This window comes from Leptothoe sp. PORK10 BA2 (assembly GCF_034932105.1).
In the GTDB taxonomy this organism is placed as follows: Bacteria; Cyanobacteriota; Cyanobacteriia; order Phormidesmidales; family Phormidesmidaceae; genus Leptothoe.
On the sequence record NZ_JAYGIG010000114.1, the window covers coordinates 25,993 to 38,892 of the forward strand.

Below are 12,900 nucleotides of genomic sequence, written 5' to 3' on the forward strand. Positions count from 1 at the left end.
TAGCTGAATATGCCCATTGATCTGGTTATAGGCTGAGGCCGATAGCTTTCCTGGGGCTGGATTGGATTGGTTAGCTCACATTTTTTAGTGGGTGCGAACTGTCACAATCGAAGTTGTTAGGTGAGTGGCTCAGTGCCTCCGCCAACATGTTGTCTGGGGGGATGTTTTTTAGAGGGGTATGTGGTCCGGTGCTTTCACCTTGAGTACACACCTGTATAGATTACGTACCTGTATGTCTTTAGCCCATGCTTTGGCTGATTAGGGGACCTGTTTCCAGGCTCCTAAAGGCTATCAACATCTGTCTAGGTGTGTTCTTCTGCTCTGGGCACATCTGGACTGTAACGTCGTTTAACTACTTGGAAGACTATGGCTGTCGCAACCCAATCTCTTGAAACCCAGTGTATAAATGCTATTCGGTTCTTGGCCATTGATGCCGTTGAAAAGGCTAAATCTGGTCATCCCGGTTTGCCCATGGGAGCTGCGCCGATGGCGTTTGTTCTTTGGGATCAATTCATGCGTGTCAATCCCAAAAACCCCCAGTGGTTTAATCGAGATCGATTCGTTCTATCTGCAGGTCATGGTTGCATGCTGCAGTATGCCTTGCTTTACCTCACCGGTTTCGACAGTGTCAAGCTTGAGGACATTAAGAACTTCCGTCAGTGGGGGGCCACTACACCAGGCCATCCCGAGAACTTTGAGACTCCCGGTATTGAAGTCACCACCGGTCCCCTGGGCCAAGGCATTTGTAACGGTGTGGGCCTAGCTATGGCCGAAGCTCACCTGGCAGCGCGCTTTAATAAGCCCGACTGCACCTTGGTGGACCACTATACCTATGTGATTTTGGGTGATGGTTGCAATATGGAAGGGGTGTCTGGTGAGGCCTGTTCCCTTGCTGGTCACTGGGGCCTGGGTAAGCTGATTGCGCTCTATGACGACAACCACATTTCCATTGACGGTTCCACTGATATTTCCTTTACAGAAGATGTGAGCAAGCGGTTTGAGGCCTATGGCTGGCACGTGCTCCATGTGGAAGATGGCAATACTGATTTGGCTGCGATCGCAAAAGCCATCGAAGCCGCCAAGCAAGTAACCGACAAGCCCACCATGATCAAGGTGACCACCACCATTGGCTATGGTTCACCGAATATGGCTGACACCGCTGGTGTCCATGGTGCTGCCTTGGGGGATGCCGAAATTGATCTGACCCGTAAGAACTTGGGTTGGGACTATGGTCCGTTTGAAATTCCGGCGGATGTTTTGAACCATTTCCGCCAGGCGGTGGAGAAAGGGGCCAGTGCTGAAGCTGAATGGAACCAAACCTTAGCGACTTACCGCACGAAGTATGCCGAGGAAGCGGCTCTCTTTGAGCGCATGCTCTCCGGTGAGCTGCCCGCCGATTGGGCCGATGCCCTGCCCACCTATAGTCCTGAAGGCAAGGCCATTGCCACCCGTAAGACATCCGAAGCCACCTTAAATGCATTGGCTCCGGCTGTGCCTGAGTTGGTGGGTGGTTCCGCTGACTTGGCTAAGTCCAACAACACCCTGATGACCATTTCGGGAGACTTCCAAAAGGGGGGCTACGAAAACCGTAACCTGCGCTTTGGGGTGCGGGAGCATGGCATGGGGGCGATTTGTAATGGTATTGCCCTGCACAACTCCGGTCTGATTCCCTACTGTGCCACCTTCCTGGTGTTTGCTGACTACATGCGGGCGGCGATTCGCCTGTCGGCCCTGTCCGAGGCGGGGGTAATTTATGTCATGACCCACGACTCCATTGCCCTGGGAGAAGATGGTCCCACCCACCAACCGGTGGAAACCATTGCCTCCCTGCGGGCTATTCCTAACCTCTATGTGATTCGTCCGGCGGATGGCAATGAGACATCCGGGGCCTATAAGGTTGCGATCGCTAACCGCAAGACCCCCACACTGATGGCCTTCTCCCGTCAGGATCTGCCCCAGTTAGACGGTAGTTCCATCGATGCTGTGGCCAAGGGGGCCTATGTCCTGTCCGATGATGCAGGTGCTGATCTGATTTTGATCGGTACGGGTAGCGAAGTTGCTCTCTGTGTAGAGGCGGCCAAACAGCTGCGCTCCGCAGGCAAGAAAGTACGCGTTGTTTCCATGCCCTGCTGGGAACTGTTCGAGGCCCAAGATGCCGCCTATAAGGAGTCCGTTCTACCCAAGGCGGTTACCAAGCGCCTTGTGGTTGAAGCCGGTATCGAAATGGGTTGGGGCAAGTACTACGGTGCGGGCGGTGACATGATTAGTGTTTCTGGTTTTGGTGCTTCTGCCCCCGGTGGCCGCATCATGCAGGAGTACGGCTACACCGTTGACAACGTAGTGGCCCGCGCCAACGCGCTTTAATGATCGTTGAATTGATTCATCAGATTCTGCTGCCGTAGGGCATCCTTTTGTGGGTGCCCTCCCTAGATTTAAGGCGGTTGTAGACAAACAAAAAGCCCCAGCGGATTACGCTGGGGCTTTTTGTTTTAATCGTTAAAGCCTTTACTCAGCCGTTTCGCTAGGTGTTTCAGGAGAACCCAAATCAGAGGGGATAGTATTCACCGCAGGAGCCGTTTCCTCAATGGGAATACCCTCTATGGAGGTGGGTACCTCAGAGACCGCATTGTCCAGCCAGCCAGCGCTCAAAACTACTGTAATTCCCATAAATAGGATAGTCAGGAGCCACGTGGCACGATTTAGAGCTGTTTCAGCACTCTTGGTGCTGGTAAACATTTGGGCTTGTCCACCCAGGGCACCCAGGCCATCTCCCTTGGGACTATGAAATAGCACCAACATGATTAGCCCAATGGCAGCCACTAGCCATACCACCTGTAAAACCGATATCACCATTGCAATTTGCCTGACTGTTCCATAACATGACGGGCGTCTAAGAATTGAGATCCCAAACGCCAATGCCCAACTATCCTACCTTAGGGCACGGTGTGATGGCGAACCCCTAAAGCGATACCTTAACCGGGGTACGGTTACGCTTAACATCAACCCGCACTGGCTCAATTATTGACTTACCAGTCATTTCTTTAGGCTGGGGCAGGTTGAGAATTTCTAGGAGTGTAGGGGCCACATCAGCTAAACGACCGTTCGACCTCAGTTCAACGTCACACCCCCGCCCTGGAACCTTTAATCGCTCACCTTCAACTAAAATGAACGGTACTGGATTGGTCGTGTGGGCCGTCCAAGGATTTCCATCTTCATCCCACATATATTCGGCATTGCCATGGTCAGCAATGATAATGGTGGTCCCTCCAGCTTGGCCGATGGCACCCAGCAAACGGCCCAATTGCACATCAACGGATTCCAGGGCTTGGATAGTCGCCTCCATATTGCCCGTATGCCCCACCATATCCGGATTGGCATAGTTAATCACAATCAGGCTATATTTTCCTTTGCCAACAGCCGTGATAGCTGTGTCAGTAACGGCCTTGACAGACATTGCAGGGGCCTTGTCATAGGTCGCTACCTGAGGACTAGAGACGAGTTCCCGGTCTTCCCCCTCAAAGGGGTCCTCCCGACCACCGTTAAAGAAATAGGTAACATGGGCATATTTTTCGGTTTCCGCCGTACGAAACTGCTTGAGCCCATGGTTAGCGATGACTTCACCGAGAATGTTGCTGAGGTTTTGGGGCTCAAAGGCCACCTGCACAGACAGTGAGCCATCGTACTGGGTCATAGTGACAAAGTGCAGTGGGGTGATCTGCTGTCGTTCGAACCCTTTGAAGTCCTCAGAGACAAAGGCCTGGGTCAATTGACGAGACCGATCTGGACGGAAATTAAAGAAAATAACGCCATCATTGGGCTCAACAGTGCCGGGCGCTAACCGTACAGGTTCAATAAACTCGTCAGTTAAGTCTTGGTCATAGGAGGCTTGGATTGCCTCTAAAGCTGACATTTCATGGGCGATACTCGGATCTGTCATCACCTGATACACTTTCTCAATTCGCTCCCAGCGGTGGTCACGATCCATGGCATAGTAGCGGCCACTCAGGGTCACAATTCGTCCCACACCATGCTGATCTAGGTGATCCTGTAGCTGTTGGATCGCCGATTGAGCTGCCGTTGGTTGAGTGTCCCGCCCATCCGTGATGGCATGAATACACACATCCAGAATGTCTTGGGCCTTGGCCATTTCCAGCAGGCCTAACAGATGATTTAAGTGGGAATGCACGCCACCCTCAGAGCAAAGGCCCACGAGGTGGAGTTTGCCACCGTTGTAGCGAACCTGTTGACACACATTGAGCAGGGCCTGATTTTCTTGAATAGAGCCATCTTCAACCGCGTCCGAAATCCGGACAAGCTCCTGAGGCACAATGCGACCTGCGCCAATATTGAGGTGTCCTACCTCGGAGTTACCCATCTGGCCATCTGGCAGGCCCACGTCTTTACCCGCCGTCTGAATCAAGGTGTGGGGATAGGCATCCCAGAGGCTATCGATGATGGGGGTTCTGGCTTGCTTAATTGCATTCCCATTTGCTTCATCGCGATGGCCCCATCCGTCTAGGATGACGAGCACCATTGGAGAAACAGACTCCTGTGCCATACTTACAAATCCTTCTTGCGACTATGAACGACTGTGCCTAATATTTGCCTAGCGAGATCATATCACCCGCCCTTTCTGAATAATTAAGGTTTTCTTAACTATTGTTCATCAAGCGTGTAAAATGCCTGTGGTGTATTGCCCCAGGACTCAGGTGAACCCTATTGCTGATGGGGCTTAGCCCTATGCCTTAGCATTTACCTAGGTAAATGCTAGCAGCTGTTAAGAATTAACCAAAATTGAGGCCCTTATCTTCCTAGGACCCAATATCGTTCGAATGCTTGGGGAGTTGGTTAACCCCTTGAAATAATGGCAGCCTTATAATGAGTTTCTATAACTAAGCAATGCTATTCAACTGCTTTTTGAGTCTAGGTGGAGTTGTGCACAAACCCTCAGAAGTATAGAAAGGCTTTGGGAGCGCTGTACAAAAGTATGTGTTTTGATATGTTCTGGTATAAGTGAGGACGTTCTGTCCCCCACGGCCTAGGAGGCCTAGCTTTTCTTTTTTGAGGAAGCTTTTGTTTTTTGCTTCTCGGTTTGCTTTTGGCGTTTAGCAGTAGCTTTAGCGGCTCTTTCAGCTTCTAGTTGTTCTAGCTTGGCGCGCTCTTTTTCCTGGGCTATTTTGTCTAGGTAGTAGTTATAGTCGCCACGATACAAACGGAGTTCGCCTCCCCGAATTTCCACGATTTTGTTCGCGACTTGGGAGATGAAAAATCGGTCGTGGGAAACGGTTAGAACAGTGCCATCATAGTTTTTCAGGGCAGATTCTAGCATTTCTTTGGCTGGGATATCTAGATGGTTGGTGGGCTCATCTAAAATTAAAAGGTTGGCGGGTGCTAGGAGCATTTTGGCTAATGCTAGCCGGGCTTTTTCACCCCCGCTGAGGGCGGCGACTGATTTCCGGACCATGTCACCGCTAAATAGGAACCGGCCCAGGAGTGTGCGCACCTCTTCATTGGTCCACTTGGGCACCTCATCGTGGATGGTGGCCATCACGGTTTTATTCAGGTCTAATGCTTCCGCTTGGTTTTGCTCAAAATAGCTGGGGATGACATTGTGCTCCCCTAGGCTGGCGGCTCCTTCCACGGGGGGTTCTAAACCCATGATCAGGCGTAGCAGGGTGGACTTCCCTGCGCCATTGGGGCCAACAAAGGCAATGCGATCGCCGCGCTCAATCAGTAAATTTGCGCCCAAAAATAGGATGTTGTCTCCATAGGTGTGGGTGAGGTCATTGATTTGCACCACCTCACGACCGCTTCGGGGGGCGGGGGGAAACTTAAACTGCAGGCCTTTGACATCAGCAATGGGAGCCTCTACGAGTTCTATTTTTTCCAGCTGCTTTTCTCGGCTCTTGGCCTGGGTACTGCGAGTGGCGCTGGCCCGGAAGCGATCGACAAAGGTTTGCTGCTTGGCAATTTCTTTTTGCTGGCGGTCAAAGGTTGCCTGTTGGGCCACTTTGGCCTCTGCCTTTTGGGCGAGATAGGTGCTGTAGTTGCCCAGATACGTGGTGGAGACTCCCCGCTCAGTTTCCACAATGTGGGTGCAAAGACGATCCAGAAACTCTCGGTCATGGGAAACAATCACCATGGGGGTGGTTAATTCTTTGAGATAGCTTTCGAGCCATTCAATGGTTTCTAGGTCCAGGTGGTTAGTGGGCTCGTCCAGCAGAAGCAAGTCGGGGGCTTTGAGCATGACTTTGCCCAGGCCCATGCGCATTTGCCAACCGCCGCTAAAGGAGCTGACTAATCGTTCGCCATCGTCGTTGTGGAAGCCCATATCGGGCAGAATTCTTTCAATTTTTGATTCGAGACCGTAGCCGTTTAAGGCTTCAAACCTTCTTTGTTCTCGGTCTAGGGCCTTGATGAGGTTGTCCAGTTCATCTGGATTGGCGTTTTCCATTTGAATGGGGATTTCCGCCAGTTTCATTTGGACGGCGTTGGCTTCTTTAAAGACGGTCCAAAATTCTTCGCGCACTGTGCGGCGAGGATCGACTTCAAATTCTTGGTTGAGATAGCCGATGTGCAGCTCATTGGGCCGAATCACACTACCGGTGGTGGGTTCAATCTCCCCCATGATGATTTTGAGCTGGGTGGATTTTCCGGCTCCGTTAACGCCTACCAGGCCGATGCGATTGCCTGGTTTTACTTCCCAGGTCACGTCTCGCAATACTTCGCCAGTGGGATAAACCTTAGTGATTTTTTCGAGACGTAACATAGCCAGTAAGCTTGCCCATTTTGAATGTGTTCATAAACTTTAACAAAAATCAACGTCCACTTGGTTTGCTGGTGGTTAAACCCTTGATTAAGTCTCGGGACTGATTGTGCTAAAACCTATTCAGTCAGGGCAATAGGGGGGCATTGGCAATATTCTCTAAACCGATAGATTCCAGTAATATTTGCCAAGATTCCATGGCCTGGGGCTCGTTGGGTTGGTTTTGAAGGTGCTCGCTCAGGGCGCGGGTGGTGTCAAACCAAAGGCTATTTTCGGCTGCGATCGCAGCTCGCTCCAGTCCCTCACTATTAGCCAGGGCTGCCGCCAGGGTGGGGTCAGGGATTAACAGTTCCACAAACCCTTCAGCCGTCATCACCGCCGTCGTATCATCGGAGCAGTAAACCTCCACACTCCAGTAGTAGTAGTGATCGGCCCTGAGGGGTTCTATCCCTATGGTGCGGGGTAACTGCAGGGTGGCAATACCCGCCGTTGCGCTGGGGATAAAGGCAGTCTGATACACCGGCTGGAATATGCCTTCATCTTCATTCACCACTTCGTACAGGTTGAACTCCACGTGGCTAGCATTGTTCTGGGGCATGTACCACTGGAATGCCGGATATTGGTCAGTGGTATAACCGAGGTCATCCTCTGGAAATATAGACGTCAGCCGAGGTGCCTGGGGATCGCCTATACAGCTCACCCCTAAGGGGGAGCGGGTGCCCCCCGAAACTCGGCTATTAGGGATGCCACGGGGGGTGGGTTTGTAGCCCGGAAATGCCTCGGCACTAGCGGCCATAAAAGTGAGTCCCAAAGCCACTGGGGTTATGGTTGGGAAAATGCTAAGAAGTTTCATGGGAACCTGGGATGCGTGATGTTGGATGAATCCTCTCAGAGGACTCGGAGCCTTGGGGCTCAGGATTCAAGGCAATAAATTAAGACTCTATAAGGCTTGAAACACCATGGACTTTGATATTAAGCGGACCGTAGGAAAATTATTGCTGGGTATGGGCGCTTTAGGGATCGTCCTAACCCTGCCTGCGGTCGGGTTTTCCGCCGAAATACAGCCGCTGGATCAACTAGATCAACTAGGGATTAAAACCCCATTTAGAAACGGGGCGCTGCATACCAAGCAAGAGTTGTCTGAAACCAGCGCCTTAGATCGCTATGACACAGCTCAATTTAGTGTGGACTATCCCAAGGGATGGCAAGTCAACCCCCAAGGGGAGGATGGTGTGGCCATTGTCAGCATTGCCGATGGTGTTACAATGCCTATTCGCACCGACATTGTAATACTCCGGGAAGATCCTCAGGTCGCTGTTCCCCAGCGGCTAGATCAAATTGCGGCGGCCGGATTGTCTGTACAGCGCTACTCTTTGGTGACGGTGGATGGGCAGTCGGGGCTACGTATTTGGTATGAGCCGGAAGTAGGGCAGCAGGCCTTAGTCACATTTGTGGGCTATGGCAATCAGCAAACGGTGGTGATGACCAGTTACCATGCCCAAGACCCGGTGGCTGAACCTCTGGTGACCCAGATCCATGGCTCATTTGTGAATCATTCCGTTGCCCAAGCGGATATTTCTGAGTAAGCGGCTTAGCCTCAGGCTGCTAAGCTATGGTCTCATCTACTGCCGTCGAGTGTAGTATGAGACTTCCAAGTCGGCACACCAGCCAGCATTGGTACTCTCATACAGAAAAACTGCATCTACCCGAAAGTAGCGGCCATCGTGGAAAATACAGTCACTCACTCGGGGAATAATGGGATATACCGCAAACCATAGATAGTCGCGGCTGGGCATGTTGGTATTGGTGGGCATGGGAATTTTGGCCAACACTTGGACCTTGTAGCCTTTGCCCGTATACCCCACTGATGTAGCAACTGCTGGCGCGGCAGATTGACTGGCTCTTTTTGGGGTGGCAGTGGAGCCTGGTTTTTCCGTTGTCAGTTTCGATAAGGATTTTGCCGATTTTTTGACTGATTTTGAGGCCGATTGTTTAGGGGTGGTGGCAGTGGTTGGGGCTACTGTTGATGGGTCAGTCAGTTGTTCCGGTGCATGTAATGACAGCTCCGTTGGCGCCTGACGATGTGGCCTTAGTTCGGGTTCAGAGGCGGGGGAGGGCTTTTTTTTAATTCCCTGCATAAAGGGATTGCCAATAAACGGATTACCTTGTGAATCAGCCATAGTGACCCCCGGACTTTATTGTGGCTAACGTAGCACAGGTTGTTGAATTCCATCGAGAAACCCAAATTTTCCCATCGGTAGCGAAAAACCGATGCAAAATATAGTCCATGGGCGACTGTTAGCCTTCCTAAGCCTTAACGTAGATATGCTTCAGCATGATTTATTCATCAGGTTCGCGTTCAGTCAATCTCACCTATTTGATTTTAGAAGCGCTGAGGATGTCCCCCGCGTCGATTCCCTACTATGTCAGCCAGTTTTTAGCTGATAGTTTTCCTGGGAAAGTCATTTTAGAGGGGGATAGCTACTACTTCGATCTACGCAAGTATGCCGAGGAAGGACTTTGTACCACCCAGGTCATTACCCGAGTGGAATTGCCGGTGGGTTATGCGTCCACTGTGCGTGAAACCATGGTCTATAACCATGTCATGACCCTGTGGGATGCCAAAAAACAAAAGCTGCGTTATGAGCAAAAGAATTTTTGTTTTGAGGTGCAGTGGCAGAACCATACCCTTATGGTGCTGCAGCTTTCTTGGCCCCAAGGCTATTTTGACGAATGTTCCTATTACTGGATTTTGGCGGATACCCAGGCGGTGGCGGATGAGTTTTTTGCCGCTGTATGTCAGTGGAATTGCCAGGTGCGGGAAGAAGTATTGGTGTTTGAAGGTGGGTTTTGGCAAAAAAATCGTGACCTGTATGCGTCGATTCAAAGTGCCACCCTAGAAAATTTAGTTTTGTCTGGCTCGCTAAAGGAAGACATTTACGACGATGCTCAACGGTTCTTTGATTCCCAGCCGTTGTATGCGGAATACAATGTGCCCTGGAAACGGGGGCTGCTATTTATTGGGCCGCCGGGGAATGGCAAAACCCACATGGTTAAGGCCCTAGTCAATTCCTTGGGGTATCCCTGCTTATATATTAAGAGTTTTAAGACTCGCCAGAGCAGTGATACCGACAACATGCGTCTGGCCTTTAATCGGGTGCGTGAGGCGGCTCCCTGCATCGTGGTCATTGAGGACCTAGATGCGTTGGTGGATGATGAAAATCGGTCGTTTTTCTTAAATGAATTAGATGGTTTCGCCCTGAATGATGGGGTATTGATGATTGCGTCGACCAATCACCCAGAGCGGTTGGATATTGCAATTTTGGAGCGGCCTAGCCGATTTGATCGAAAATATCATTTTGATACGCCTAAGATGCCTGACCGAGCTGCTTATCTGCAGCTGTGGAATCAAAAATTAAAATCGGAAATGCAGCTATCGGCGGATGATATTGAGCAGATTGCCACCAGTGCCGATGACTTTTCCTATGCCTATCTGAAAGAACTGCTGCTGTCCGCCAGTATGGTGTGGGTGCAGCAGCGAACACCGGGCACGATGGCGACGATCATGCTGGAACAGCTGGAGAAGCTAAAAGCTCAGATGGAGAGTCAATCGTCTGAATCCTCGGATGAGGCCTCAGCAAAGGCCTCATCCGAGGTCGCTGAACCGAATGCCCCTGGTAATGACCCTGTTACTGCTGATACGAATGGAGCAGCGGCTCCTATCCATGGTGAGACTGTAGCGAAGCCCTAAACCTGGGTCTCTGTGTTTTTCTCAGCTTTTGTAGGTCTAAGACCTTAGATCCTATGGCTTTAGACCGATGGATGGAGATAGGTGACTAAAGCCCGCAGACCTAGGTGGTAGCTATGGAGCCCAAAGCCGCAAATTTGACCGATGGCGACGGGGGCGATGTAGGAGTGATGGCGAAAAGCTTCCCGCTGGTGAATATTACTCAGGTGCACTTCTACTGTGGGGAGGGCGACGGATGCGATCGCATCCCGAATAGCCACACTGGTGTGGGTGTAGGCCCCAGGGTTGATCAATATTCCTTGATGTAACCCAGCCGCAGCCTGGATTACATCAACCAAGTCACCTTCGTGATTTGACTGGTAAAAACTGATGAGAACACATAGCTCCTTAGACAGCTCAGTCAAGGAGCTATTGATATCATCTAAGGTGTGGTGGCCATAAATTTCAGGCTCACGCTTGCCCAACATGTTCAAGTTGGGACCATGGACCACTATAAAACTGTTCAATGAGCTACTGAAGAACTACACATTGAATAGTATCAAGGCAGAGCCATCTAAGTCGCATCAATTGAATGCTATTGCACACTCAATAATGAACTGGCGAATGGAATGGCGATTGATAATGGGTTGAAGGCACAAAAATGCCAACTAGCTGGGGTTAACGACGGCGACGGTCGTCAACCGGAATGGGGATTGCTTCTGGCTCTGGTTGGGGTGAAGGTCCAAGTAACGAGTCTAATACTCGGTTGACCCAGTTCTTCAACTTTTCCAGAATCTTGCCAATATCCATGAGCCAGGCTGCTCCTAATCTCATCTGGTGTAGTTTTGCCTACACCTATTATAGGCTCCACAATTATCAAATCAACTAGAAGTGAATTTCAGTTAACTTTTTTTTGGGAGTATTCACCATAATAACGAATTGTCAGAAATGATCAAGCTCGGGGAATTCCCCTAGGGGCTGCTGTGATCTAAGTATTATCCAGTAAAGCCCGGCGGAGGATATCTAACGCCGTATTACGGCTCATTAAGCGAATCCAGTCCCGATCCTTTTGGCGACCAAAGCGGCATTCCATATGGCGGGTTTCTGAGCCATGGGCAATGCCGATGTATACCAAACCCACGGGTTTTTCGGGGCTACCACCGCCAGGCCCTGCAATGCCTGTAATGCTAAGGCCCCAGTCGGTGCCCAGTTGAGTGCAAACTCCAGCGGCCATTTGTTTGGCCACGGCGGCGCTGACGGCCCCCTGCTGGGCCAACGTGTCAGCAGAAACACCCAGCAACCGTTCTTTGATGCCATTGTCATAGGAAATAATCCCCCCCATAAAATAGGCGGAACTGCCTGGGACTGCGGTGATCATGGCCCCTAACCCTCCCCCCGTGCAGGACTCAGCTACAGCTAGGGTTGCTTTGTGCTGGAGCAATAGTCGCCCCACGGCGTCCCCCAGGGTATCCTCGTCTTCTCCAAAGCAGTCGATGCCGCCGATGGCTTTGAGTTCAATGGCGACGGGCTCAATCAGTTGCTGGGCTGCCTCGAGGGAATCGGCTTGGGCGGAAATACGTAGCTTTACTGCACCGTCGCTAGCATAGGGGGCTACGGTGGGATTTTCCAGCTTTAGCCATTGCTCCACTTTGGTGGCCAGACCCGACTCGCTGGTGCCCCAAAACTTGAGGGTGCGGCTGTGGATGATGCTGTTACTCCACCCTTGGTGTTTGAGATAGGGGATGGCGGTGGTTTGCCACATGGGATAAAGCTCCCGTGGTACCCCTGGAAAGGTCATGAGGTGGAGGCCTGGGCGAGGTTGCCAGAGGATGCCAGGGGCTGTGCCTTGGGGGTTGGCCAATACCTCCGCTCCTTGGGGTAGCAGGGCCTGTTTGCGATCGCTAGTCCCCAAGGCCCGATTGCGCTGGGCCAGCTTGGCCGTAATATCCGCCAGGACCGCTGCATTTTCCACCAGGGGCACCCCAAAAAAATCAGCGATGGTGGCGGTGGTCAAGTCGTCGGGGGTGGGACCCAGCCCCCCGGTAAAAATAATGAGTCGGGACCGTTCGCAGGCAATGGCAATGGCCCGGGCTAAACGCAGGGGATTATCCCCGACCACAGTTTGGTAGTGATGGGTAATACCGAGTAGGGCTAGTTGCTGGGCCAGGTATTGGGCATTGCTGTTGAGAATGTCCCCCAGGAGTAGCTCCGTACCCACACATATAATTTCTGCACTGCCGGTCATGATGGTTGGATGGGAAGGGTTGATGGGTGGGATAAGGAATTAATCAGCTCCATGGGCCGCCCTATGGGCAAGGTATTTAGGGTGAAAATCCCTGGGTGGCTTGATGGTAAAGCATTTCTCGGCGATTTGATCTGATACTTATGCCAGCGGGTGGGGCTGATT

10 protein-coding genes and 1 pseudogene are annotated in these 12,900 nt (G+C 51.4%); 3 read left to right on the plus strand and 8 right to left on the minus strand.

Going from position 1 to position 12,900, the window contains the following annotated elements; all coding sequences use genetic code 11:
• The first annotated feature begins 366 nt into the window (after window positions 1–366).
• Entirely contained in the window at window positions 367–2,364 is a 1,998-nt protein-coding gene (tkt, locus tag VB741_RS14935) for a transketolase (RefSeq protein ID WP_323365976.1), read from the plus strand.
• A gap of 267 nt (window positions 2,365–2,631) precedes the next feature.
• Here the strand turns inward: tkt and secG are convergent.
• The 4 genes and pseudogenes from secG to VB741_RS14955 form a co-directional block, all read right to left on the minus strand.
• A pseudogene (gene secG, locus VB741_RS26440) lies at window positions 2,632–2,853 on the minus strand (preprotein translocase subunit SecG); the annotation flags it as partial.
• Window positions 2,854–2,959: 106 nt separating this feature from the next.
• Window positions 2,960–4,558 carry a 2,3-bisphosphoglycerate-independent phosphoglycerate mutase gene (gene gpmI / locus VB741_RS14945; protein WP_323365978.1) on the minus strand — a complete coding sequence of 533 codons (1,599 nt, stop codon included), beginning with the start codon at window positions 4,556–4,558 and terminating at the stop codon, window positions 2,960–2,962.
• 489 nt (window positions 4,559–5,047) lie between these two features.
• Window positions 5,048–6,769 carry an ABC transporter ATP-binding protein gene (locus tag VB741_RS14950; protein ID WP_323365979.1) on the minus strand — a complete coding sequence of 574 codons (1,722 nt, stop codon included), beginning with the start codon at window positions 6,767–6,769 and terminating at the stop codon, window positions 5,048–5,050.
• Between the two features lie 124 nt (window positions 6,770–6,893).
• On the minus strand, window positions 6,894–7,562 hold the full coding sequence (locus VB741_RS14955; RefSeq protein ID WP_323365980.1) for a DUF928 domain-containing protein: 669 nt from the start codon (window positions 7,560–7,562) through the stop codon (window positions 6,894–6,896).
• 163 nt (window positions 7,563–7,725) lie between these two features.
• Here VB741_RS14955 and VB741_RS14960 point away from each other — a divergent pair, with 163 nt between their 5' ends.
• Window positions 7,726–8,352: a hypothetical protein gene (locus VB741_RS14960; RefSeq protein WP_323365981.1), complete on the plus strand. Its 627-nt coding sequence runs from the start codon at window positions 7,726–7,728 to the stop codon at window positions 8,350–8,352.
• Window positions 8,353–8,388: 36 nt separating this feature from the next.
• On the opposite strand, the gene VB741_RS14965 is transcribed toward VB741_RS14960, so the two are convergent.
• Window positions 8,389–8,946 (minus strand): hypothetical protein, encoded by a 558-nt coding sequence (locus VB741_RS14965; protein ID WP_323365982.1) that lies wholly within the window; start codon window positions 8,944–8,946, stop codon window positions 8,389–8,391.
• Between the two features lie 155 nt (window positions 8,947–9,101).
• Here VB741_RS14965 and VB741_RS14970 point away from each other — a divergent pair, with 155 nt between their 5' ends.
• Window positions 9,102–10,517, plus strand: coding sequence for an ATP-binding protein (locus VB741_RS14970; protein ID WP_323365983.1), 1,416 nt, complete (start codon window positions 9,102–9,104; stop codon window positions 10,515–10,517).
• 59 nt (window positions 10,518–10,576) lie between these two features.
• Here VB741_RS14970 and aroQ read toward each other — a convergent pair whose 3' ends face one another.
• The 3 genes from aroQ to VB741_RS14985 form a co-directional block, all read right to left on the minus strand.
• Window positions 10,577–11,020 (minus strand): type II 3-dehydroquinate dehydratase, encoded by a 444-nt coding sequence (gene aroQ / locus VB741_RS14975; protein WP_323365984.1) that lies wholly within the window; start codon window positions 11,018–11,020, stop codon window positions 10,577–10,579.
• 151 nt (window positions 11,021–11,171) lie between these two features.
• The gene (locus tag VB741_RS14980; protein WP_323365985.1) at window positions 11,172–11,303 is read right to left on the minus strand and encodes a hypothetical protein; all 132 of its coding nucleotides are present in this window, start codon (window positions 11,301–11,303) and stop codon (window positions 11,172–11,174) included.
• Between the two features lie 178 nt (window positions 11,304–11,481).
• The gene (locus tag VB741_RS14985) at window positions 11,482–12,738 is read right to left on the minus strand and encodes a competence/damage-inducible protein A (protein WP_323365986.1); all 1,257 of its coding nucleotides are present in this window, start codon (window positions 12,736–12,738) and stop codon (window positions 11,482–11,484) included.
• Window positions 12,739–12,900 lie beyond the last annotated feature (162 nt).

What these genes read in the sequence shown, in the direction of transcription:
- VB741_RS14970 (WP_323365983.1), top strand. Translation starts at nt 9,102, where the DNA reads ATGATTTATTCATCAGGTTCGCGTTCAGTCAATCTCACCTATTTGATT.
- VB741_RS14960 (WP_323365981.1), top strand. Translation starts at nt 7,726, where the DNA reads ATGGACTTTGATATTAAGCGGACCGTAGGAAAATTATTGCTGGGTATG.
- tkt (WP_323365976.1), top strand. Translation starts at nt 367, where the DNA reads ATGGCTGTCGCAACCCAATCTCTTGAAACCCAGTGTATAAATGCTATT.
- VB741_RS14965 (WP_323365982.1), bottom strand. Translation starts at nt 8,946, where the DNA reads ATGGCTGATTCACAAGGTAATCCGTTTATTGGCAATCCCTTTATGCAG.
- VB741_RS14955 (WP_323365980.1), bottom strand. Translation starts at nt 7,562, where the DNA reads ATGGCCGCTAGTGCCGAGGCATTTCCGGGCTACAAACCCACCCCCCGT.
- VB741_RS14985 (WP_323365986.1), bottom strand. Translation starts at nt 12,738, where the DNA reads ATGACCGGCAGTGCAGAAATTATATGTGTGGGTACGGAGCTACTCCTG.
- VB741_RS14980 (WP_323365985.1), bottom strand. Translation starts at nt 11,303, where the DNA reads ATGGATATTGGCAAGATTCTGGAAAAGTTGAAGAACTGGGTCAACCGA.
- VB741_RS14950 (WP_323365979.1), bottom strand. Translation starts at nt 6,769, where the DNA reads ATGTTACGTCTCGAAAAAATCACTAAGGTTTATCCCACTGGCGAAGTA.
- gpmI (WP_323365978.1), bottom strand. Translation starts at nt 4,558, where the DNA reads ATGGCACAGGAGTCTGTTTCTCCAATGGTGCTCGTCATCCTAGACGGA.